Raw genomic sequence first — 23,453 nt, forward strand, 5'->3', positions numbered from 1 at the left:
TTGTTTTTTTATGACTTAAATTTCAACGGCAAATGAACTACTTTTTTAGTTTCAAAGAATTCTCCTTCAAAAAAATCGGTGATATTGTATTCTTTTGCATTTGGGAAAGCAGCCAATTCGGCTGTTAAATCGCCCCCTTTAAGGTATAAAATGCCATTTTTGAGTTTGTGTTTGTGCTGTTTCTTGATTTTGTCTTTTATCCAAGAAACAAAATCTGGCATGTTTGTTACGGCTCGACTCACAATGAAATCGAAATCACCTTTTACATTTTCAGCACGCATTTGTTCGGCTTTTACATTTTTAAGTTCCAATGCTTCTGCAACGGCTTTTACCACATTTATCTTTTTCAGAATGACATCTATCAAATAAAATCGTGTTTCTGGAAATAGAATTGCCAAAGGAATCCCCGGAAAACCGCCACCAGTTCCCACATCCAAAACATAAGTTCCTGGTTCAAATTTTTGAATTTTAGCAATAGCCAACGAATGTAAAACGTGTTTCACATACAACTCATCAATGTCTTTGCGAGAAATTACATTGATTTTTAAATTCCAATCTTGGTACAACGCTTCCAGTTGCTGAAATTGATTTATCTGAACAGCAGTCAAATCAGGGAAATATTTTAGGATAAATTTCATTATAAAATTTTTAACAAAAGTAATACTTTGAAACTAAAATTTTACTCCGAATTTTGTATATTAAATTTTTTAATAATTACATTTGTAAATTATAAATATACTATGAACAACAATGCTCCTACTTTTGCAAAACAAGATGATCTGAAATTTTTTAGAAGCTTGAACTCTAAAGTTAACAATTACTTTAAAGAAAATAATATACAAAAAACAGGAAATTGGAAGTTGTATTTAAAAACAGCCATTTTATTTACCGTTTTTTTAGCCCCATATTTTCTAATTATTACTATGGAAACAATGCCTTTTTGGTTGTTTTCATTGTTGTCAATAGTTATAGGAATTGGGATGGCCGGTATTGGAATGAACGTGATGCACGATGGAAATCATGGATCGTATTCCAATAAAAATTGGATTAACAAATTCATGGGTGGTACCATCTATATTTTGGCTGGAAACGTTTATAATTGGCAAGTGCAACACAATGTTTTGCACCATACTTACACCAATATTCCTGGACACGACGAAGATTTAGACGCGGGGCGCGTAATCCGTTTTACCAAAGAAGCTAAATGGTATAACTTCCACAAATTTCAACATTATTATTCTATCTTCTTGTATGGTTTATTAACTTTCAATTGGTCATTAACCACCGATTTTAAACAAATGAGCCTTTATTTGAAAAGAAAATTGTCCTATGGAGAACCAAAAAGCACGAAATTTCTTTGGACAACTTTAGTAATAACTAAAATAATTTACTTTGCTGTTTGGATTGTAATTCCAATGGTTTTGGGTATTTCTTGGTGGAAAGTATTATTCGGATTTTTCATCATGCATTATACTGCTGGTTTAATATTAAGTATTGTATTTCAATTGGCTCATATTACCGAAGACACAACCAATCCACATCCTAATCATGATGGAGAAATGGAACACACTTGGGCAATTCACCAATTATTTACAACTGTGAATTTTGCTCCGAAGAGTTTCATTGTAAACTGGTACACAGGGGGATTAAATCATCAAATTGAGCACCACTTATTTCCACATATTAGCCACATTCACTATGGGAAAATCGCGAAATTTGTAAAAGAAGCTGCACAAGAAGCGAACCTTCCTTATTATGAATACAAATCAATGAGAACGGCTGTAATTGCACATTTCAAACATTTGAAAGAATTAGGAATGAAACCTGAACTTTCAGCATAACGGAATTCATCTTCGGATAATTCGGAAAAACATTTAACTACAACACACACATAATGAACCCACTTTCGGATAGGATAAATAATTTATCGACATCACAAACATTGGCAATGGCAGCATTGGCAAGAGAATTAAAAGCACAAGGAAAAGATATTATTAGTTTAAGTTTGGGCGAACCAGACTTTAACACTCCTGATTTTATTAAAGAAGCCGCAAAAAGAGCCATTGACGAAAATTACAGTACCTATTCACCAGTTGAAGGATACCAAGAATTAAAAGAAGCCATCTGCAGAAAATTCAAAAGAGACAACGATTTAGAGTACAAACCTTCTCAAATTGTAGTTTCTACGGGTGCAAAACAATCGTTATACAACATTGCACAAGTAATGTTAAACGATGGAGATGAGGTAATTTTACCCGCGCCGTATTGGGTTAGCTACTTTGAAATAATCAAACTTTCTGGTGGAGTTCCTGTTGAAGTTCCGACGTCAATTGAAAGCGATTTCAAAATCACGCCAGCACAATTGGAAGCGGCTTTAACGCCAAAAACAAAAATGATGTGGTTCAGTTCTCCTTGTAATCCAAGTGGTTCTGTATATAATAGAGAGGAATTAACTGCTTTGGCAAAAGTATTGGAAAAATATCCGAATGTATATGTTGTTGCTGACGAAATATATGAGCACATTAATTTCTCAGGTACTTTTTGCAGTATTGGATCCATTTCAGGTATGCTTGAAAAAACAATAACTGTAAACGGCGTTGCAAAAGCATTTGCAATGACAGGATGGAGAATTGGATATATTGGAGCTCCTGAATTCATAGCTAAAGCATGTACAAAAATTCAAGGACAAGTAACAAGTGGCGCCAACAGTATTGCGCAGCGTGCTACTATTACCGCTGTTGATGCCGACCCTTCAGTTTTAAAACACATGGTTGACGCTTTTCACAGCCGAAGAGATTTGGTAGTTGGACTCTTAAGAGAAATTCCAGGTATCAAAATTAACGTTCCGGAAGGTGCTTTTTATGTATTTCCTAATGTTTCTTCTTTCTTTGGAAAAACTCTAAACGGTACTTTCATTAAAGATGCCAATGACTTTTCAATGTATCTTTTATCTGACGCAAACGTAGCAACGGTAACGGGTGACGCATTTGGAAATCCAGATTGTATCCGTTTTTCGTATGCTACGAGTGAAGATTTATTGATAGAAGCGTTACGAAGAATAAAAGAAGCAGTCGCTTAAATTCTACACCTATAATTAAATTATTTAAAAGTTTAATGCTAAAGTTTCAAAACCTTAGGCTTTAAACTTTTTTTGATACAATGAATGCTATTTTTTAAAAAAGACTTCAGGAAAGATTATAATTTTTGCAATGTAAATTGGTGCGTCAAATCTTGTTTTTAATACTGAATTATTGTTTAACAAACTTCTGTATCCAAACCCCGTTCCAACACCAATCCATGAATTTAATTTATAATTGACTTGACCCGATATTTCATTTACATATAAATCAACATTTACACCACTGACTACATCATTGTTGATTTCTTTAACAAAACTAGGCTTTCCATATCCTATTTGCTCAGTTACTAAACATTCCCATTTTTTGTTTTTATATAATATCCAATCGTTAAAAATACTTAAATACCAAAAACTGATTTTGTTAGTTTCTTCCTTGTTTAATTTTTTATTAAAATAATCAATATAAACGGGATTGATTATAAATGAACTACCTATACCAATTCGAGTTAATTTTTTATATTGAAACCCAACTTTTGCTCCAAAAACAGTTATTTGATTGTTTCGAATACTTGAAAAACGGTTGTCTAATTGAAATGCAAAACTCCACTTTTTGGGAACTTCTTGACTGTACAATTGAAATGCGGAAGACAAACTTATAAATAGTAAAAATATTCGTATTTTATACATAACTTAAGTGGGATTTATAGTAAGACAAATATAACTACAAAAGGTTTAATCCATAGAATTTTATCGTTTAATTCAAAGCTACCCCTTCCTTTTATCACCTTTTGAATGATTTGTGGTTAGCGACAGACTTAGATTGTGGAAATAAATTATTTCAAAACAGTACAAAAGGAATTGATTTGCTTCAAAAAAAAACTATTTTTGCAAACAGTTTTATTGTTCTAAATTTTTGAACAACTTTAAACCTTAAACTTTAAACTTAAAAATATGAAAGCATATATATTTCCGGGTCAAGGAGCACAATTTATTGGTATGGGAAAGGATTTGTACGAAAATTCCGAATTAGCCAAAGATTTATTCGAAAAAGCGAACGAAATTTTGGGTTTTAGAATCACCGATATAATGTTTGAAGGAACTGCGGAAGAATTAAAAGAAACCAAAGTAACGCAACCGGCAGTGTTTTTACATTCGGTAATTTTGGCAAAAACACTGGAAGATTTCAAGCCAGAAATGGTGGCTGGACATTCATTAGGTGAATTTTCGGCATTGGTTGCCAATGGAACTTTGTCGTTTGAAGATGGATTGCGATTGGTTTCAAAAAGAGCTTTGGCAATGCAAAAAGCCTGTGAATTTAAGCCTTCAACAATGGCTGCAGTATTGGGATTGGAAGACAAAATAGTGGAAGACGTTTGCGCATCGATAGACGGAATTGTTGTTGCTGCAAATTATAACTGTCCCGGGCAATTGGTGATTTCGGGAGAATTTTCGGCAGTTGAAAAAGCATGTGAGGCAATGAAAATTGCAGGTGCAAAAAGAGCCTTATTATTACCGGTGGGTGGTGGTTTTCACTCGCCAATGATGGAGTCAGCAAGAGAAGAATTGGAGGCTGCTATTGAGGCTACCACTTTTTCAAATCCAATTTGTCCGGTATATCAAAATGTTACTGCAAATGCAGTTTCTGTCCCATCAGAGATTAAGAAAAACTTGATTATTCAATTGACAGCACCTGTAAAATGGACACAATCGGTGCAGCAAATGATAAAAGACGGCGCTGCTTTATTTACAGAAGTAGGACCTGGAAAGGTATTGACTGGATTAATAGCAAAAATAAATAAAGAAGTGATTACGGCTAATGCATAAAATTATATTTTTATTCATAATTATCAAAAACTAAAAAGTCCCGAGTAATACTCGGGACTTTTTAGTTAATTACGATTTTACTAATTTGTCTTTTTTCTTAAGAACAATTTTTGATGGTATCGTTTTCGATTGCAAATCTCCTAAAACATTCAAAGCTTCGTCCACATAAATATCTTTTGATAGATTTTCGTGCCATCTTTGTCTTTTTTCTTTCAAAGCCAAATCAGTTTTCATCGTTTCACTTTCGTAAGGCAGTGACGTAAATTTCAACTGATTTTTATACTCTAAAACCGACTTGTATTTTTTAGCGGTTGCATCAAGTGCTTTTTGTTCTGCTTGAAATTTGTCAATTTGTAAACTATAAACATTGTCTTCACTTCTATCGTTAATCCATTTTGCATTTTCATCAATCAATTTGAACTGATTATTGTCCGCCAATCTCTTTTTACTATTTGCAATTGCGGCATTAAAATTACTTTGCTTATCCCAAACTTTATATTCCGCTGCATCAATTTTATCCCAAGGCATTGCATTATCAACATCGCGTTCGCCCATTTTCACATAAGAATACCGATCTGGCATAACCACATCGCTGCTCACACCATCTAATTGGGTTGAACCACCATTAATTCTATAGAACTTTTGAGTTGTAGTTTTCAACGCGCCTAAATCACCAATGCTAGAATTTCGTACAAACTGATTCAAATCAATTACATTTTGAACCGTCCCTTTTCCATAGGATTGTTTACTTCCAATGATAACTCCCCGTTTATAATCTTGGATTGCTGCTGCTAAAATTTCTGATGCAGAAGCTGAAAAACAGTTAATCATTATTACTAATGGACCATCCCATTGTACTTTTTTATCTTTATCAGAAAGGACTTCTTTTTTTCCCGCAGCTGATTTTATTTGAACAATCGGGCCTTGCTCAATGAACAATCCAGCAATATCTACAACCGTTTTCAACGACCCACCGCCATCATCACGAACATCCAAAACAATTCCGTTCACTCCTTCTTTTTTCAATCGTTCCACTTCAATTGCCATATCTTTTCCCGCGTCTCTACTATCAGAGTTTTCAAAATTAATATAGAATTTAGGTAAATAAATTACGCCGTATTTCAAGCCGTTTTTCTCAACAATACTTGATTTTAAATAGGTTTCTTCAATTTCAATTTCATCACGAATTAAAGTAATAATTTTTATTGAACCGTCTGTTTTTTTAATTGTAAGTCGAACTTCCGTACCTTTTGGTCCTTTGATTTTCTTTACAACATCGTCAATTTTCATTCCAACTACATCAACTGGATCAGCATCTCCTTGTGCTACTTTCAGAAAAATATCTCCCACTTCCAATTCTTTTCCTCTCCAAGCAGGACCTCCAGAAATCAATTCTGTAATTTCGGTAAAATCATTTTTCTTTTGAAGTTTTGCACCAATTCCGAAAAATGTGCCAGACATACTCACGTCAAAACGTTCTTTTTCTTCGGGTGCAAAATAAGATGTATGTGGATCAAATCGCTCTGCAATTGTATTTATATAAACAGCAAACCAGTCGTCTCTTTTCAAATCATTTATAAATCCAAAATACTCATTCATTGATTTCAGTGAGCTTTCGCGAGTTTCTTTTTCGATTTGCTCATACGTTTTTGGTGTTTTGTCAACTACTTTCTTAATTTTTTTAGTGCCAATAGAATCTTTATTGTCTTTTACAACCCCATTTTTCTTGTCTTCTTCTAATTTTAATCGTTCTGTAATTGAAGCCAAAGCAGACAACTTAATTTGTTTTCTCCATTTTTCTTGTAGTTCTGCTACAGAATTAGCAAACGGTAATTTTTCATAATCCGCATTAAATTCTTCGTCAATTTTATAATCAATTGGCTTGTCTAAAATGGTTTTATAGTAGGTTTTACTTTCTTCGATTCGCTGTTTCAAACGCGTATAAGTCAAATCAAAAAAGGTTAAATCTTTGTTTTTAATTTCATCATCTAAATCTGTTTCGAATTTAGAAAACTCATCAATATCCGATTGCAAAAAGAATCTTTTGGTTGGATCTAACGCCTTCAAAAATTCTTTATAAACTCCTTTTGAGAATGTATCGTCAATAGCAGCTGGACTATAATGCCCTTTTTCAATTACAAAAGTTAGTAGTTCTAATAATAATTTGTCTTTTTCAGGATCCCCTTTTTGCTTTGGCATAAAACTCCAAAGTGCTAAAGACAAGGCAAGAACAGCGACTATAATCTTATAATTCCTTTTCATAAAATTCAAAAATGTATTCATTAATTTTTTATCTAAAGTACACAAAAAACTGTGCCAAGAAATATTGATTTGGCTAAATTTTTGTTAAAGATACAAATATAGCCTCTTCCAACTAAAAATGATTAATTTTACAACCTGAAAATTTCACAAAAATGAGCAAACCCTTAATATTAGTTACGAATGATGATGGAATTACGGCTCCAGGAATCCGAGCTTTAATTTCAGTAATGTCAGAAATTGGAACTGTTGTTGTAGTTGCACCCGACAAGCCACAAAGCGCGATGGGTCATGCAATCACACTAAATAGTACACTTTTTATCAATAAAGTTTCTAAGGAAAATGCAGGAATAACAGAATATAGTTGTTCAGGAACACCTGTAGATTGCGTGAAATTGGCGGTTAATGAAATTCTTCACCGAAAACCAGATTTGTGTGTTTCAGGAATAAATCACGGATCTAATTCTTCAATAAATGTGATTTATTCAGGAACGATGAGTGCTGCCGTTGAAGCCGGAATTGAAGGAATCCCAGCTATTGGTTTTTCACTATTAGATTACGATTGGAATGCCGATTTCGACGCTATTAAATCTTCCATCAGAAAAATAACATTAGAAGTTTTAGAAAAAGGAATGCCCGAAAATATAGTTTTGAATGTCAATTTTCCGAAATTAAAGGAAAATGAAATCAAAGGAATAAAAATTTGCCGTCAGGCGAAAGCCATTTGGATGGAAAAATTTGACAAGAGAATTACCCCTCAAGGAAAAGATTATTATTGGCTTACAGGCGAATTTGTAAACCAAGATAAAGGCGAAGATACTGACGAATGGGCGTTGAAAAATGGCTATATTTCTGTAGTTCCAGTTCAATTTGATTTAACAGCGCACCACACAATTCAACAACTAAATACTTGGAATTTAAAATAACATGAAAAAAATAGATTTGTTTTACGGAATTATTATCGGAATTATTACCTCGATGATTGGAAGTTATATTTTCATTGTTGCCTTTACTCACTATTCTTTTTGGGGTGGACTTCAAATAATGAAATTTGAGGGGAAATTAGGAAAAATAATCACACTTGGAGCAATATTAAATTTAGTTTTGTTCTTTGGCTTATTAAAATACGATAAAGAAATAATGGCTCGTGGAGTGATATTGGCAATGATTATAGTAACAATTATCACTTTATTTGTATAAAAATTCAGAAGTTTTAAATCAATATTCTATGAAATACTACATTATTGCAGGAGAAGCTTCGGGAGATTTGCACGGTTCAAATCTGATGAAGGCTTTGTATAAAGAAGATCCAAGTGCTGAAATTCGTTTTTGGGGCGGTGATTTAATGCAAAATGTGGGCGGTACCTTGGTGAAACATTACAGAGAACTGTCATTTATGGGATTCATTGAAGTAGTTTTCAATTTGAAAACCATTTTAAATAATATAAAAATCTGCAAAAAAGACATTCAGGAATTTCAACCTGATGTACTTATTTTCATTGATTATCCAGGTTTTAATATGCGAATTGCAAAATGGGCGAAAGAATTAGGAATGAAAACGCACTATTATATTTCGCCTCAAATTTGGGCTTGGAAAGAAAATCGAATTACGGATATTAAGCGAGATGTTGATAAAATGTATGTGATTTTGCCTTTCGAAAAAGATTTCTACGAGAAGAAGCATCATTATCCTGTTGAATTTGTCGGTCATCCATTAATTGATGCCATCCAAAACCGAACAACTGTTGACGAAATTGCCTTTAGAAAAGAAAACAATTTAGACGAAAAACCAATTATAGCATTATTACCAGGTAGTCGCAAACAGGAAATTACAAAAATGTTGAGCGTAATGTTGAGCGTGGTAAATGATTTTCCCGACTATCAATTTGTGATTGCTGGTGCACCAAGTCAGGAATATTCGTTTTATGCTCCTTTTTTAAAAACCAAAAATAGCCATTTTATTTCCAATAAAACGTATGATTTATTGCGTATTTCCACTGCTGCTTTGGTCACTTCTGGCACGGCTACATTGGAAACGGCATTGTTTAAAGTTCCTGAAGTCGTTTGCTATAAAGGAAGTTGGGCTTCCTACCAAATTGCGAAGCGAATTGTGACTTTAAAATATATTTCCTTGGTGAATTTAATTATGGATAAGGAAGTCGTAACCGAATTAATTCAAGACAATTGCACTTCAAAAAACATCAAAATAGAACTTCAAAAACTATTGGAGCCCAATTATAGAAAGCAAGTTTTGGAAAATTACAATGAATTGGAAAAGCAATTGGGCGGAAGTGGTGCAAGTGAAAAAACTGCGAAATTGATTGTACAAAATATCCGTTAAAAACGTTTAAATATTAAATGCCTAAATTTGCAAAAAATAATTCTTTTGAAAAAACTACTCTATCTACTCGTAATATTAATGTTCTTCGCCAGTTGCAAACCAACCTCGATAATAATTACATCAAAATCTGAGGCTGAGAAAAAAGGCTTATATCACACTCCAGAAGGTACAATTATTATAAAAAATGAAAAACAAAATAGGGCTGTTTCTACTGTAAAAGAAACCAAAAAAATATTTGAAAAAGAACCTAAAAAAGACATAAAAAGCAGGTTGAGTACCGAAGACAAATCGGATGATTTTGATATTTCCAATAGCGACACGACGTATTTGGTGGAGCAGTTGATTAATTCTGCATCCGAGAATTTAGGTTCAAATTATAAAAGTGGCGGCACAACTCCAAATGGCTTTGATTGCTCAGGTTTGATGTTTGCTACGTTTAGCAAATTTGATATTATTCTACCCCGATCATCGAATGAAATGTCACGATTAGGAACCGTTTTAAACCCTGAAGAAATCAAAAAAGGGGATTTAATTTTCTTTAGAACTAACAGAAGGAAAATTATTAATCACGTTGGGATGGTAATTGAAGTTTTGCCAGGAGAAATTAAGTTCATTCATTCTGCAACTTCACGGGGCGTAATTATTTCCTCTACAAAAGAACCCTATTATAGTAAGACTTTTGCTCAAGCCAATCGCATTTATTCTACTTTGCAATAATTAGATAAAATTGACTACATTAGGGGAATGAAAGTACTTCAATTTCCTTTAACGAGAATCACCATTTGGTTTGTTTTTGGAATTTTGTTTTCCTTTTATACTTCTCCAAATCCAAATTTCGTCTTTATTTCAATTGGAGTTTCTTTTTCATTACTTGTTTTTACCTATTTTTTATCCAAAAACGATTTTATTCAAAAAGTATATTTCGGGATTTTTACTTATTTATTGTTTTTTCAAATAGGTGTTTTTACACAAATTATTAATACCGATTCGTATCAAGCTGACAATTATATTCATCAAATTAAAAATGAAACCGACGAACATTCCGTTGAACTCGTTTTGCGAGAAAAATTAAAAAGTTCGGTGTTAAATGACCGATATATTGGTGTTGTAAAATGTATCGACAATCGAGAAAGTTCTGGGAAAATATTAGTTAATTTTCATAAAATAAAAGGCAATTCAAGACTTCATATTGGTTCCAATTTTCTAATAAAAGGAACAGTTTACAAACATAAAAACCCTATAAATCCAGACCAATTTGACTATGGAAAATATTTGACAAACAAATCCATTTTGGCTCAAATGTATGCCGATTCTTATCAAATAAAAATCAGCAAAACAACAGATAAAAACATCTGGTATTACTCCGATTTTCTTCGAAATAAAATTCTAAATAACCTCGAAAAAAGTAATTTTTCAAAGGAGGAATTGCACGTTGTAGCGGCTTTAATTTTAGGACAACAACAAGATATTTCGCCTGAAATATTACACGATTATCAATTTGCAGGCGCAATTCATATTTTGTCAGTTTCAGGATTACACGTTGGTTTTATTTTGCTATTTATTACCTTTTTGTTGAAACCCTTACGTAAAAACAAAGTTGGAAATGCCATTCGATTAGTTACCATAATTGTATCGCTTTGGGGTTTTGCAATATTGGCTGGACTTTCGCCATCGGTGGTGCGTTCTGTAACTATGTTTTCGTTTGTTGCCTTAGGAATGCACTTAAAAAGAAGCACCAATATTTTTCATACTTTATTGGTTTCCATTTTTCTCATTTTGCTTTTTCAACCTTCCTTTTTATTCGACGTTGGTTTTCAATTGAGTTATGTTGCGCTGTTTTTCATCTTCTGGTTGCAACCATTATTAGAAAATTTGTGGACGCCAAATAACAAAATAGCCATTTACTTTTGGGAAATTTTAACCGTTTCATTTGCCGCTCAAATTGGTGCTTTCCCTTTGAGCATCTATTATTTTCATCAGTTTCCGGGATTGTTTTTTGTAACCAACTTAATAATTATTCCTTTTTTGAGTGTCATTATGGCGTTGGGAGTTTTTGTAATGGTTTTAGCAGCTTTTGATTATGTTCCTATAATTCCAGCAAAAATATTAGAATACAGCATTTACTTTTTAAATAAAACCATCAATTGGGTTGCTTCGTTTGAGCAGTTTATCATTAAGGATATTCCTTTTAATTGGCAAATATTATTGAGTTTGTACCTTCTAATTGTAGCGGTAATTATCTGGTTTAAAAAACCAACATTCCACAAATTAGCATTTGCATTGATTGCCATTCTTTTATTTCAAACTACATTTTTTGTAACCCGATGGAACAATCAAAATCGAGCAGAATGGATTGTTTTTAATATAAAGAAACACACCTTAATCACTGAAAGAACTGGCGAAAAAGTGGTTGCCTTTTGCAATGACAGTATCCGAAAAGAAATAGCTAAAAACCCGACACTGAAATCGTATTTAATTGCCAATTTTAGTTCTATTTCAAACCAAAAAAAGATTCAAAATGTATTTTATTTCAAGGATAAAAAAATTCTAATTTTGGATAGTTTGGGAATTTATGCGAAGAACATACATCCTGATATTATTGTAATTACGCAATCGCCAAAATTGAATTTGGAACGTTTATTACAAACGTACAAACCTGAAATGATTGTTGCCGATGCATCGAACTTTAAAACCTATATAAAAGTTTGGGAAGCCACTTGTAGAAAAGAAAAAATCCCTTTTCACGCAACTGGCGAAAAGGGATTTTTTAGATTAAACTAAAAATTTATTTCTTTTTTATAATTCCATTGGCGACATTTAACCAATTTTCTGGACCACCCGCAAGGTATCCTGTGCTTCCTAATTTATCGAAATTGGTTTTTCCTTCAACTTTCGTTGCATTTACAAACCAAACTGTTGGATACCCCTGAACAGCAAAAAACTGTTGCAATTCGTTATTTTGCGCAGTTAATTCAGCAGACAAAGCGGTTCTTCTTGGAAAATCAACTTCTACAAGAACAACATTTTCTTTGGCCCAAGTTACAAATTCTGGTTTTTTGAAAACTTCATTTTGTAAACGAATACACCAACCGCACCAATCGCTTCCTGTAAAAAACAACAATAAAGGTTTTTTAGTTCTCTTTGAGATTTCCATTGCCTTGTCTAGGTTGTTGTTCCAAACTAATTCTTGCGCTTCAACAGCATAGGAACCAATTACAAGCAATAAAGTGATAAGTATCTTTTTCATAATTTTTTGTTTTAAATTGATATTCAAAAATAATGCCGAAATATCGGAAATTTATTTGACTTCTTGCATTAATTTTTTAACTAATGGTGAAATTAGTATTAAAATTACACCTGCAATTAGTGCATAAATCGCTAAAGTATAATATCCGTCGGTGTAAGATTGTAATTTAGATACTAAAGTTGTCCCTCCGTTAGATTGCGAAATTGCTGCGCCTAATTTCCCTGCGGCTAATTGACCAAAAGCACTTGCTAAGAACCACAATCCCATCATCATTCCGAATAACCGCTTAGGCGATAATTTGGTTATAATTGACATTCCTATGGGTCCAAGACAAAGTTCACCTATAGTTGTTACAAAGTAAGCAAATGTAAATACGTTTAAAGAGGTTATTCCGTCAACATTTGCAAAAAATTTGGTATAATAAAAAATATAGAAAGATGCTGAAAGGAATAAAAATCCGATTCCAAATTTGATTAAAGTGTTTGGTTCTATTTTCTTTTTGGCCAACCACAACCATAATAATCCAATAAGTGGACTTAAAACAATTACGAAAAAAGTATTGGAACTATTGTTAACCACATTTGGGTCCATCGTGAATCCAAGTAAATTACTACTTAAATTATCTTTTGCAAACAGTGATAATGAGCCACCACTTTGTTCATAAATGGCATTGAATAGAAAGTAGAAAAATATAAACGAAAAAGCCGCAATTAATTTTTTCTGTAAACTTGCTTCCCCTAATTTTAATAATTCAAAAATAAAATAGCCAACAGCAATTAATCCAATTGTGTACATGAAATAATCAGTATAATCAGTATTGATTACCATGGTGTATATAAATGGAATACTCAAAAGTGAACCAATATAAACTGAAATTTCTCTAGTTTTCCTTTTAGATTCAGGTAATGCTAACAATGGAGAATCACCAATTGGTCCGAGATGTTTTTTAGTGAACAAAAAAGTTAGCAAACCTGCAATCATTACAATTGCTGCTGCTAAGAAACACAATGTCCATGAATGAAATTTCCCTAAATAAATACAAAGAGCACCTCCAAATAGTCCTCCAATATTTATACCAGCATAAAACATTCCGAAACCTGCGTCTCTTCTCGGATCTTTTTCATGGTATAATTCACCAACCATTGAAGATATATTTGGTTTAAAAAATCCTGTTCCAATAATTGAAAATGCTATTCCATAATAGAACATTTGTTGAGGAGCAAAAGCGATTAGTAAATTTCCAAGAATCATTACAATTCCTCCGAAAAATAAAGATTTTTTGAATCCTAAAACTTTATCTGCAAAGATTCCTCCAATAAAAGTAAATGCATATACAAATGCTTGAATTGCACCATATTGCAAATTAGCAGCGGCATCTTTTAGTAATAACTGATCAACCATAAAAAAGGTCAAAACCCCACGCATTCCATAAAAGCAGAAGCGTTCCCACATTTCTACAGTAAATAAATACCATAGTTGCTTGGGGTACTTGCCTTTGAAATTTTGTATTTGTTCTAATGTTAAATCTTGTGCCATTTATATTTTAGTATTTAAAAAAACAAACCTACAAAAATACTTGTAGGTTTGAAAGATATAAAATATTTTAAATTGATTAACGAACGCCGTGCATCATTTTTTTCAAAACAGGTGTCAATGCGAATAATGTAACTGCTGCAATTCCTGTTAATACCACAAAAACCATAAAGAATTCAAATAAATTATGAATTTCAAATCCTGCAAACATTGGGTTTACAGCGCTTATTTGATTGTCTGCTAATACTTTTAATTGGTCAACTGTTGGTACAATTGTTTTATTTAAAACCCCTTGCAAATCAATTCCTAATTCTTGTGCTTTCACAAATTTTTCACCTGTAGCTGGCAAAATAGAACCTAAAGTTCCTGCCAATGCGTATCCTGCAGCATTTGATAAAAAGAAAACTCCGAATAATAATGAAGCAAAACGTTTTGGCGATAATTTACCTACTAATGACAATCCAATTGGCGACAAACATAATTCAGCAAAAGTTTGAATTAAGTACAACAAAATCAACCATTTAATTCCTAAAAGCCCACTGTTTCCAAGGTCTTTTACGTTGTAGGCAATGATGAAATAACTCAACGCAATTAATGCCAATCCAATAGATTGTTTCACTGGAGAAATTGGTTCTTTCCCACTTGCTCTTAATTTATCCCATAAAATACTGAAAGGTAATGCGAAAGCAAATACGAAAACACCGTTAAAAACTTGAATCATTGACGCTGGCATTTTCCATCCAAACATAAAAGTTCTGTCGGTTTGATTGTCAGCAATAAATGTCAATGAAGACCCAGCTTGTTCAAATGCAGCCCAGAAAAATATAATGAAAAAGGCAACAATATAAATTACAAGAATTCTGTCTCTTTCAATTTTCGTTAACGAACTATCAGAAATAATTAAACCCGCAAGCGTAATTCCACTTGCGTAAATTACAGGATAAATAATTGTTTTTATGAAGTTATCACCATCTAATAAATATTGAAATGCAAGGAATAATCCAATAAAAGCAACTACTGACAATACTAAAGATTTAGTAGAGAAAACTGCTTTTTGAGCTTCTCCTTCTTCAAAATCGGAAGCGTCATTTCCTGAAGGCAATCCTCCAAGTGGTTTCCCTTCTGGGGTTACAACATATTTATTTTTTAAAAAATAAAACACTAAAGTTCCAATTAACATTGCAATTGATGCGGCAAGAAAACCCCATTTGAAAGCGTGAACATCTCTAATTCCACCGGCATCTTTGACGTCTCCAACTAATGGACAAATTGTTTGTCCTAAAAATGCACCTAAATTAATTCCCATATAAAAAATGGTAAATGCAGTATCTAATTTGCTTTTTTCTTGTTTTGGGTACAAACTTCCAACCATACTTGAAATATTTGGTTTGAAAAATCCATTGCCGAAAATGATAATTCCCAATGCCGACCACATTAATGTAGTTGCTAAACTAAGGTTTGTACCGAAAATACTGGCACTTGTAAACAATAAAAATTGTCCTACAGCCATCATTAAACCGCCTAATAAAATACAATTTCTATTTCCAAAAAAACGATCAGAAATAAATCCACCCAACATTGGTGTTAAATAACAAAGTCCTAAGAATCCACCGTAAATAATAGAAGCATCCGCCTCTTTCATCATTAATGAATTGATTAAGAATAAAGTAAGAATTGCTCGCATTCCGTAGAAATTGAAACGTTCCCACATTTCTGTTCCAAATAATACCCAAAGTCCTTTTGGATGTTCTGATTTTACTGCTGTTTCACTCATTTTTTTTAGTTATTAGTTAATTTAGATTTGGTTTTAATTTTGGTTATTTATTTTTGTATCCTATTTTTACTCTTTCATTTCGGGTTTCAATTTCTTTATTTTCAGTCATTAAAAACTGAATTGCTTCAAAAATATCTTCAAATTGGCTGTCAAATTTTGTCTCTAATTCTTGGATGTGATTTTTTAAATCTTCAATATTCAGTAACGTTTTTCTTAGTGCTACAAAAGCTCTGACAATGGCAATATTCATTTTTCTAGCTTTAGGACTGCGTAAAACACTGGCTAACATGGTTACTCCATGTTCTGTGAAAGCATAAGGCAAATATTTTCCTGTTCTATTTTTTGGCAAATCCATCATCACAATTTGTGATGATGGGGATTTCATCACAATTTGTGATGACACTCCTTCCCATTCTTCTTTTGTCAATCTGAACATAAAATCTTCAGGAAAACTATCAATATTCCTTTTTATCGCTTGATTCAAAACTCTTGTTTCTACTTCGTACAATTCAGCTAAATCAAAGTCAAGCATCATTTTGACACCATTAATTTCATATATTTTATTTTGAATGGCTATTAAATGCATAATTACCTATAAATTTTCCTTAATGAAATTTGTCATTTTAGTATACAATTGAATTCTTGTTTTACCTCCGTAAATTCCGTGATTATTATCAGGGTAAATCTGTGAATCAAATTGCTTATTCGCCTGAATTAGGGCTTCCATCATTTGCATTGAATTTTGAACGTGCACATTATCATCGCCAGAACCATGAATTAAAAGGAATTTTCCTTTCAATTTATCCACGTGATTTATCGGTGAATTTTCATCGTAACCGCTCGCATTCTCTTGTGGCGTTTGCATGTATCTTTCGGTATAAATGCTATCGTAAAATCTCCAATTCGTAACCGGGGCAACGGCAATCGCCATTTTGAACACATCATTCCCTTTCATAATACAATTGGAAGCCATGAATCCACCATACGACCAGCCAAATATACCGATTCTACTTTTATCTACAAAGGGATAATTCCCAATAACTTTTGCAGCGTCAATTTGGTCTTCAACTTCGTATTTCCCCAATTCTTTTTGAGTCATTTTTTTGAAATATGCACCTTTAAAACCTGTTCCTCGTCCGTCAACGCAAGCTACAATATAACCTTGTTGCGTTAACATCATAAACCAATAATCATCTGTTCCGTTCCAATCGTTGTTGACTTGTTGCGATCCAGGACCAGAATATTGATACATAAAAACAGGATATTTTTTATTAGCATCAAAATCTTTAGGCTTCATAATCCAAGCATTCAGTTCATTTCCTTTTTCGGTTTTCAATGTAAAAAACTCTTTTGAAGGCAAATTATATGCTTTTAATTTATCGGCTAATGCTACATTATTTTCAATAGATTGCAATTCCTTTCCGGTTTTAGCATCGTTTAAAGTGTAAGTTGTTGGCTGAGTAGCACTTGAAAACGAGTTGATATAAAACTGAAAATTCGGACTAAAAGTAGCTGAATTAGTTCCTGTATTTTTCGATAATCTAAGTTTGTTTTTTCCATTTAAACCAATGCGATAAACGTCTCTATTGATAGAACCATTCTCAACAGATTGATAAAAAACAGTTTGATTTTTCTCGTCGAATCCATAATAATTAGTCACTTCCCAATTTCCATTGGTAACTTGATTTTTCAATTTTCCCGTTTTATCATACACATAAATATGATTGAAACCATTTTTTTCACTTGTCCAAATAAAACTATTGTCTTTTAAAAAAGTCAAATTGTCAGTGACATCAACGTAAGCTTTGTCTTTTTCATTCAAAACCACTTTTGGCGTTCCTGAATTTCCATCGATGAACAATAAATCCAAATTATCTTGATGGCGATTTAAAACTTGTGCCGATAAAACATTCGCATCATTTGTCCATTTTATTCTGGCAATGTAAAAATCAGCGTAATTTTTTAAATTAATTTCTTTAGTTGTCGTTGCAATCACATCATATATATGTAAGGAAACTTCTGAATTTTTTTCACCTGCTTTTGGATATTTAAAGGTTTCAATTGTTGGATATAAATCTTTACGAAACATCGACATTGAAAATTCAGGAACTTGACTTTCGTCAAAGCGAATATATGCCAATTTTTTACTGTCGGCACTCCAATCAAAAGCTCTTACAAATGCAAATTCTTCTTCGTAAACCCAATCCGTAATTCCATTTATAACTGCGTTTTTCTTGCCGTCAGAAGTGATTTGTTTGGTTGTTTTAGATGCAATTGTGTAAATGAAAAGATTATTGTCTTTTGCATAAGCAATTTGAGTTCCATCAGGTGAAAATGTTGGTTCTTGTATTTTATAATCGAATAATGGAGATAATTTTTTAGATGCAATTTCGTATATAAAATAATTCGCCACGAAAGAATGACGGAAAATTTGATCAGAATTAGTAGCAATCAATATCGATTTTTCATCGGCACTAAAAGTATAACTGTCAATTCCTTCAAGATTTTTAAAATCTTTGGTATCTATTAAAGTAGCAACTTTTTTTAATGTGGCAAAATCGTATAAATCAATTTGAGAAGTATTTGAAGTTCTGTCATAATTTAATACCGTATATTGATTTGTATTCTTCAACGCCTGTAAATCATCCATTCCTTTTGCTCGAAAAGTACCCGAATAAATGGCTTCAATACTGATTTTTTGTTGTCCAACAGCTGAAAACGAAGCGAATAAGACCAAGAAAAGGACTTTACATATAAATTTCATATTTGTTCTATTTAAAAAAACGTTCAATTTTAGTGAAAATTTATCAAATTAGCACGTTTTTTTGTGTTAAATGTAATTTCATCATTTAAGATGTTTTATTAGAATTGACTAAAACGTATATTTGCATCAAATAAAAAGTACACAAATGAACAACGCCATTGCTGGATTTTCAAAATTGTCGAAAGAAGATAAAATTAATTGGATTGCCAATTCCTATTTTTCAGATGCTTCTGAGGCAGTTTCAATTATAAAAAAATATTGGAATACCGATTCTAAAATCCAACAATTACACGATGAATTCATAGAAAACACCATCACAAATTTCTATTTACCGCTTGGTGTAGCGCCAAATTTTCTTATAAATGGGAAATATAAAACCATTCCGATGGCAATTGAAGAAAGTTCTGTGGTTGCTGCTGCTGCAAAATCGGCAAAATATTGGGCAACTCGTGGTGGATTTAAAGCTACGGTTTTGAATACAGAAAAAATTGGGCAAGTTCATTTTATATATAAAGGTGATGTTTTAAAATTAGAACATTTCTTTACGGAAATTAAAAACAAATTCTTGTTTACCACTGAAAGCATTACTAAAAATATGCAAAAAAGAGGCGGTGGAATTTTAGATATTGAACTTCGCAACAAAACAAATTTGATTGAAAATTACTTTCAATTGCACGTTACTTTTGAAACGAAAGATTCAATGGGCGCCAATTTCATCAATTCATGCTTGGAACAAATCGCTAAAACGCTAAAAGAAGAAGCAAATCTATTTGAAGAGTTTTCAGAAGTTGAAAAAAATATTCAGGTTGTAATGAGCATTTTGTCGAATTATGTTCCTAATTGTGTGGTTCGTGCAGAAGTTACTTGCAAAGTGGAAGAATTGGCAGAAAAAAATATTGAAAATCCACGAGAATTTGCGGAAAAATTTGTTCAAGCCGTTCAAATTGCAGAAGTTGAACCGTATCGTGCCGTTACGCACAATAAAGGAATTATGAATGGAATTGATTCTGTGGTTTTGGCTACAGGAAATGATTTTCGTGCTGTAGAAGCTGGAATTCACGCGTATGCTTCTCGAAACGGACAGTATTCGAGTTTATCACACGCTAAAATTGAAGACGGAATTTTTAGTTTTTGGTTGGAAATTCCATTGGCTTTGGGAACGGTTGGCGGATTAACGTCTTTGCATCCGTTAGTGAAATTATCTCTAGAAATGTTGGAAAAACCATCTGCAAGAGAATTAATGGAAATTGTAGCCGTTGCTGGTTTGGCTCAAAATTTTGCCGCTTTACGATCTTTAACTACAACCGGAATTCAGGAAGGACACATGAAAATGCACTTGAATAATATTATAAATCAATTTCAAGCAACTGCAGAAGAACGTATTTTGATAAAAAAACATTTCAAAGAAAATACTGTTTCACATTCTGCCGCAGTTGAATTTATTGAAAAATTAAGGAAGTAGATTGCTTCGTTCTTTACAATAAAAAAATGGAAAAAACATTTTACAGTAACGGAAAACTTTTAATCACAGGCGAATATTTAGTTCTTGACGGAGCTAAAGCATTGGCATTGCCAACAAAATTCGGGCAATATTTAAAGGTTAGTTCTGGTAAAAATCAAGAAATTCATTGGACAAGTTTTGATAAAGACAAAAGCATTTGGTTTCAAGAAACAATTTCATTTTCTGAAATTATTAAGTATAAAAAGACAGAAAATCAATCTGTAAAATCAACTTTAATTGAGATTCTTCACGAGGCTTTTTTATTAAATCCAAAGTTTCTAAATTCGTCTGAAGGTTATCGCATTTCCACAGAACTCACCTTTCCGAAATTTTGGGGATTAGGCACTTCTTCGACTTTAATAAATAATATTGCGCAATGGTTGGAAATTAATGCCTTTGAGCTGCTTAAAAACAGTTTTGGCGGTAGCGGTTATGATATTGCGTGCGCTCAAAATGATTTGCCTATTTTTTATCAAATAATTGATGGAAATCCCAAAGTTGAAATAGTAAATTTCAATCCTGATTTTTGTAATAATTTATATTTTGTCTATTTGAATCAAAAGCAAAGTAGCAAATCTGCAATTGCTTCATATTATAAAAAACAAAATAATTTAAATGCCGTTCTTCCTGAAATCAACAAAATTACTTTTGAAATTACAGAAGTGATACCTTTAGAAAAATTTCAAGAATTGCTACAAATGCACGAAAATATAATGAGTGAAGTTTTAGAAATTCCAACCGTAAAAAATAGTTTGTTTTCTGATTTTAATGGAACCGTAAAAAGTTTGGGGGCTTGGGGTGGAGATTTTGTTTTGGTAGTTTCCAATGAAAATCCAACTGCCTATTTTAAAGCAAAAGGTTTTGAAACTATCATTGCTTATGATGATATGATTTTGTAATACTCGAAAATCCACAAAAAAAATCCCGTCAAGTTTTGAACCTGACGGGATTTTTTTAGTGTTAAAGTGCAATTTAGTAATTAAACTGTGCTCTGTTGTCTTTAATTTTAGCATCAACTTTCAAAGCTGGAATAATTCTTCCTGAAGCTGAAGCATTTTGAGATTTTAATTTTGCCACATAATCAGCATAATTTTTTAAAGTTGGCGCTGTTAAAACTGATTTTGTTTTCACAACATAAACCCCTGAATTCCCTTCAATTGGTGCAGAAACTTTATCGCCTTTCAATCCAAAAGCAGTTCCAACAACTTTTTGTTCTTGACCTACATTTGGCAACGATGGATTTTCCATAGTTACATCAACTGCTGGTTGAACGGTCGTAGCGTTTGCTTTTGCAATAGCATCTAAAGTTGTTCCTGTCATTTTAGCTTTAATTTTTTCAGCTTTTTTCTTGTTTTTAAGAATTGGCTCAACAGAAGGTCTTGCATCTGCTACTGGCGTTAAACCTGCTTCAAAAACCGCTTTAACTTTGGCAATAACATTACCAACATTTGCAACTTCAAAACGTTTTACATCACCAACATTGGTTTCTTTTTCAAAAGCCCAACGAACGATTTGTCTTTGATTCCCAATTGAACCAAAACTCTCGTCCATAACTTTTACTTTAACAGATGGATTTACAGTAATCGCAGCTGCTTTGGCCACTTTTTCAAAATTACCTTCAGTAGCATCCATTTCAAATTTCACTGATTTGTTGTAAATTTTATCAGAAGTAGCTTCAGATGGTTCAATTTTTTGAGAAATTGTAGCCAAACGAACAGCATCTTGTTTGTCAGTTACATTGATAATATGAAAACCGAAATCCGTTTCTACCAAACCAATTTTTCCAACTGGATTTCCAAAAACAAAATCATTGAACGGTTTTACCATTTGGCCTTGACCAAAATATCCTAAATCACCACCTTGTTGAGAAGAAGAATCATCAGAATTCATTAAAGCCAACATCATAAAACTTGACGGATTTGCTTGGGCTTGCGCCAATAACATTTCAGCTTTAGCTTTCGCTTCTGCTTTCGTACGTTTTTCTTTTTTGTTTGGAACTTGAGTTCCTTCATAACTAATTAAGATGTGAGATGCTTTGGCATTTGCACCTGCTTTTCTTCCCATAGATTTAGAAAGACACACATAATTATTGTTTGTATAAGGTCCAAAAACTTCGCCTGGCGCTAAATTAAATAATTGTTCAGCGAATTGAGCTGGCAAATCTTTTTTGGCTACATAAGTAGAATCATAAGGTTTGTCAGAATTAGCATTTACAAATTCAATATTGTTTGTAGCACCTTTAAATCCTGGTAAAGTATCGTTTTTACTTGTTGCTTGATTGTAAACTATTCTTCCAGATAATAAGGCATTTACTGAGGTTTTAACTTCGTTTTCATCTTCTGGTGACGCTTTATCTTCAATTAAAACATATTCTAATTCACGAGATTCTTCCGCTTTGAATTTTTTCTCGTTTGCTTTCATATACGTAGTAATTTCTTCATCAGAAATTTTTACGTCGCTATCTTTCACTGTTGAGAAAAGAACTGAAACATAGTCAAAGTTTACTTTGTTTGCTTCCATTTCATATTTGAATTTCCCTTCGCTTTCGGTAGTGTAAATTCCAGATTTTACTAAAGTATTGTAGATTTGATACTTTGCATTTAAAGCAGCATCTTTTTCTCTTTCTTTAAAATTTTGAGCTTGCTCAGGATTAGATTTAAAAAATTCTTTAAATTTTGCAATATCAAATTTTCCAGCGGCATTTAAAAACGTTGGGTTTTGCCCAATATTTTGATCTGCTTTCAATACTTCCATTATGTGGTTTTCACCAACTCTAATTCCTAATTTATCAAATTCTGCTGTCAATAAAGCGATAGAAACCTCTTGATCCCAAACTCTATTTGCCGCTTGAGTAGCGCTCATTCCTTGTCCGCTTTTTTCAACGTTACTTACTTTAACGCGGAAATCTTCAAAAGAAATATCTTTTCCGTTTATGCTACCAACATCTTTTGAAGTCTGACTAAGACCGCCTTTTCTATATAAATCTTGCACTATAAATGCTAATAAAGAAAAACCAATAACTAGTATTAGAAGTAGTGAACGTTGTCTGATTTTTTGTAAAACTGCCATTTTTTATTGTGTTAATTAAAATTCTGTTTGCGAAAATACAATTATCTATTTAATAATTATAG

General features: G+C 32.6%; 19 protein-coding genes. 10 read left to right on the forward strand and 9 right to left on the reverse strand.

Annotated elements, in window-relative coordinates; all coding sequences use genetic code 11:
• Positions 1-8 precede the first annotated feature (8 nt).
• On the reverse strand, positions 9-638 hold the full coding sequence (rsmG, locus tag AC9UEH_RS00805; protein ID WP_509527470.1) for a 16S rRNA (guanine(527)-N(7))-methyltransferase RsmG: 630 nt from the start codon (positions 636-638) through the stop codon (positions 9-11).
• A 102-nt stretch (positions 639-740) separates the two neighbouring features.
• Between rsmG and AC9UEH_RS00810 the strand changes: the two genes are divergently transcribed.
• Both AC9UEH_RS00810 and AC9UEH_RS00815 read left to right on the forward strand, forming a co-directional pair.
• The gene (locus AC9UEH_RS00810; RefSeq protein WP_509527473.1) at positions 741-1,841 is read left to right on the forward strand and encodes a fatty acid desaturase family protein; all 1,101 of its coding nucleotides are present in this window, start codon (positions 741-743) and stop codon (positions 1,839-1,841) included.
• A 53-nt stretch (positions 1,842-1,894) separates the two neighbouring features.
• Positions 1,895-3,079: a pyridoxal phosphate-dependent aminotransferase gene (locus tag AC9UEH_RS00815; RefSeq protein ID WP_509527476.1), complete on the forward strand. Its 1,185-nt coding sequence runs from the start codon at positions 1,895-1,897 to the stop codon at positions 3,077-3,079.
• Positions 3,080-3,166: 87 nt separating this feature from the next.
• On the opposite strand, the gene AC9UEH_RS00820 is transcribed toward AC9UEH_RS00815, so the two are convergent.
• The gene (locus tag AC9UEH_RS00820) at positions 3,167-3,766 is read right to left on the reverse strand and encodes a hypothetical protein (RefSeq protein WP_509527478.1); all 600 of its coding nucleotides are present in this window, start codon (positions 3,764-3,766) and stop codon (positions 3,167-3,169) included.
• 264 nt (positions 3,767-4,030) lie between these two features.
• Between AC9UEH_RS00820 and fabD the strand changes: the two genes are divergently transcribed.
• A complete protein-coding gene (fabD, locus tag AC9UEH_RS00825; protein ID WP_509527481.1) occupies positions 4,031-4,903 on the forward strand; it encodes an ACP S-malonyltransferase in 873 nt (290 codons plus the stop codon).
• A gap of 69 nt (positions 4,904-4,972) precedes the next feature.
• On the opposite strand, the gene AC9UEH_RS00830 is transcribed toward fabD, so the two are convergent.
• The gene (locus tag AC9UEH_RS00830; RefSeq protein WP_509527484.1) at positions 4,973-7,186 is read right to left on the reverse strand and encodes a carboxy terminal-processing peptidase; all 2,214 of its coding nucleotides are present in this window, start codon (positions 7,184-7,186) and stop codon (positions 4,973-4,975) included.
• Positions 7,187-7,317: 131 nt separating this feature from the next.
• Here AC9UEH_RS00830 and surE point away from each other — a divergent pair, with 131 nt between their 5' ends.
• Genes surE through AC9UEH_RS00855 form a run of 5 tightly spaced genes read left to right on the forward strand, consistent with a single transcriptional unit; the run spans position 7,318 to position 12,284 of the window.
• Positions 7,318-8,088, forward strand: a complete 771-nt coding sequence (gene surE / locus AC9UEH_RS00835; protein ID WP_509527486.1) for a 5'/3'-nucleotidase SurE — start codon at positions 7,318-7,320, stop codon at positions 8,086-8,088.
• Position 8,089: 1 nt separating this feature from the next.
• Complete coding sequence (locus tag AC9UEH_RS00840) at positions 8,090-8,362, forward strand: hypothetical protein (RefSeq protein WP_509527489.1); 273 nt, start codon at positions 8,090-8,092, stop codon at positions 8,360-8,362.
• Between the two features lie 28 nt (positions 8,363-8,390).
• Positions 8,391-9,503 carry a lipid-A-disaccharide synthase gene (gene lpxB, locus AC9UEH_RS00845; protein WP_509527492.1) on the forward strand — a complete coding sequence of 371 codons (1,113 nt, stop codon included), beginning with the start codon at positions 8,391-8,393 and terminating at the stop codon, positions 9,501-9,503.
• A gap of 45 nt (positions 9,504-9,548) precedes the next feature.
• Complete coding sequence (locus AC9UEH_RS00850) at positions 9,549-10,220, forward strand: C40 family peptidase (protein ID WP_509527494.1); 672 nt, start codon at positions 9,549-9,551, stop codon at positions 10,218-10,220.
• Between the two features lie 27 nt (positions 10,221-10,247).
• Entirely contained in the window at positions 10,248-12,284 is a 2,037-nt protein-coding gene (locus tag AC9UEH_RS00855; protein ID WP_509527496.1) for a ComEC/Rec2 family competence protein, read from the forward strand.
• Positions 12,285-12,288: 4 nt separating this feature from the next.
• On the opposite strand, the gene AC9UEH_RS00860 is transcribed toward AC9UEH_RS00855, so the two are convergent.
• The 5 genes from AC9UEH_RS00860 to AC9UEH_RS00880 form a co-directional block, all read right to left on the reverse strand.
• Positions 12,289-12,750, reverse strand: a complete 462-nt coding sequence (locus AC9UEH_RS00860) for a thioredoxin family protein (protein ID WP_509527499.1) — start codon at positions 12,748-12,750, stop codon at positions 12,289-12,291.
• Positions 12,751-12,801: 51 nt separating this feature from the next.
• Complete coding sequence (locus tag AC9UEH_RS00865) at positions 12,802-14,286, reverse strand: peptide MFS transporter (RefSeq protein ID WP_509527502.1); 1,485 nt, start codon at positions 14,284-14,286, stop codon at positions 12,802-12,804.
• A gap of 76 nt (positions 14,287-14,362) precedes the next feature.
• Entirely contained in the window at positions 14,363-16,057 is a 1,695-nt protein-coding gene (locus AC9UEH_RS00870; protein WP_509527505.1) for a peptide MFS transporter, read from the reverse strand.
• Between the two features lie 43 nt (positions 16,058-16,100).
• Entirely contained in the window at positions 16,101-16,643 is a 543-nt protein-coding gene (locus AC9UEH_RS00875) for an ORF6N domain-containing protein (RefSeq protein ID WP_509527508.1), read from the reverse strand.
• A gap of 6 nt (positions 16,644-16,649) precedes the next feature.
• The gene (locus tag AC9UEH_RS00880) at positions 16,650-18,821 is read right to left on the reverse strand and encodes a S9 family peptidase (protein WP_509527510.1); all 2,172 of its coding nucleotides are present in this window, start codon (positions 18,819-18,821) and stop codon (positions 16,650-16,652) included.
• Positions 18,822-18,951: 130 nt separating this feature from the next.
• Between AC9UEH_RS00880 and AC9UEH_RS00885 the strand changes: the two genes are divergently transcribed.
• Together AC9UEH_RS00885 and AC9UEH_RS00890 are read left to right on the forward strand one after the other, a co-directional pair.
• The gene (locus tag AC9UEH_RS00885) at positions 18,952-20,283 is read left to right on the forward strand and encodes a hydroxymethylglutaryl-CoA reductase, degradative (protein ID WP_509527559.1); all 1,332 of its coding nucleotides are present in this window, start codon (positions 18,952-18,954) and stop codon (positions 20,281-20,283) included.
• 26 nt (positions 20,284-20,309) lie between these two features.
• Entirely contained in the window at positions 20,310-21,221 is a 912-nt protein-coding gene (locus tag AC9UEH_RS00890; RefSeq protein ID WP_509527513.1) for a GYDIA family GHMP kinase, read from the forward strand.
• 73 nt (positions 21,222-21,294) lie between these two features.
• Here AC9UEH_RS00890 and AC9UEH_RS00895 read toward each other — a convergent pair whose 3' ends face one another.
• A complete protein-coding gene (locus tag AC9UEH_RS00895; RefSeq protein WP_509527515.1) occupies positions 21,295-23,391 on the reverse strand; it encodes a peptidylprolyl isomerase in 2,097 nt (698 codons plus the stop codon).
• Positions 23,392-23,453 lie beyond the last annotated feature (62 nt).

This window comes from Flavobacterium sp., from assembly GCF_040402835.1.
GTDB lineage: Bacteria > Bacteroidota > Bacteroidia > Flavobacteriales > Flavobacteriaceae > Flavobacterium.

What these genes read in the sequence shown, in the direction of transcription:
- AC9UEH_RS00820 (WP_509527478.1), bottom strand. Translation starts at nt 3,766, where the DNA reads ATGTATAAAATACGAATATTTTTACTATTTATAAGTTTGTCTTCCGCA.
- AC9UEH_RS00830 (WP_509527484.1), bottom strand. Translation starts at nt 7,186, where the DNA reads ATGAATACATTTTTGAATTTTATGAAAAGGAATTATAAGATTATAGTC.
- AC9UEH_RS00880 (WP_509527510.1), bottom strand. Translation starts at nt 18,821, where the DNA reads ATGAAATTTATATGTAAAGTCCTTTTCTTGGTCTTATTCGCTTCGTTT.
- AC9UEH_RS00815 (WP_509527476.1), top strand. Translation starts at nt 1,895, where the DNA reads ATGAACCCACTTTCGGATAGGATAAATAATTTATCGACATCACAAACA.
- surE (WP_509527486.1), top strand. Translation starts at nt 7,318, where the DNA reads ATGAGCAAACCCTTAATATTAGTTACGAATGATGATGGAATTACGGCT.
- AC9UEH_RS00840 (WP_509527489.1), top strand. Translation starts at nt 8,090, where the DNA reads ATGAAAAAAATAGATTTGTTTTACGGAATTATTATCGGAATTATTACC.
- AC9UEH_RS00875 (WP_509527508.1), bottom strand. Translation starts at nt 16,643, where the DNA reads ATGCATTTAATAGCCATTCAAAATAAAATATATGAAATTAATGGTGTC.
- rsmG (WP_509527470.1), bottom strand. Translation starts at nt 638, where the DNA reads ATGAAATTTATCCTAAAATATTTCCCTGATTTGACTGCTGTTCAGATA.
- AC9UEH_RS00870 (WP_509527505.1), bottom strand. Translation starts at nt 16,057, where the DNA reads ATGAGTGAAACAGCAGTAAAATCAGAACATCCAAAAGGACTTTGGGTA.
- AC9UEH_RS00895 (WP_509527515.1), bottom strand. Translation starts at nt 23,391, where the DNA reads ATGGCAGTTTTACAAAAAATCAGACAACGTTCACTACTTCTAATACTA.
- AC9UEH_RS00860 (WP_509527499.1), bottom strand. Translation starts at nt 12,750, where the DNA reads ATGAAAAAGATACTTATCACTTTATTGCTTGTAATTGGTTCCTATGCT.
- AC9UEH_RS00865 (WP_509527502.1), bottom strand. Translation starts at nt 14,286, where the DNA reads ATGGCACAAGATTTAACATTAGAACAAATACAAAATTTCAAAGGCAAG.
- AC9UEH_RS00810 (WP_509527473.1), top strand. Translation starts at nt 741, where the DNA reads ATGAACAACAATGCTCCTACTTTTGCAAAACAAGATGATCTGAAATTT.
- AC9UEH_RS00855 (WP_509527496.1), top strand. Translation starts at nt 10,248, where the DNA reads ATGAAAGTACTTCAATTTCCTTTAACGAGAATCACCATTTGGTTTGTT.
- lpxB (WP_509527492.1), top strand. Translation starts at nt 8,391, where the DNA reads ATGAAATACTACATTATTGCAGGAGAAGCTTCGGGAGATTTGCACGGT.
- fabD (WP_509527481.1), top strand. Translation starts at nt 4,031, where the DNA reads ATGAAAGCATATATATTTCCGGGTCAAGGAGCACAATTTATTGGTATG.
- AC9UEH_RS00890 (WP_509527513.1), top strand. Translation starts at nt 20,310, where the DNA reads ATGGAAAAAACATTTTACAGTAACGGAAAACTTTTAATCACAGGCGAA.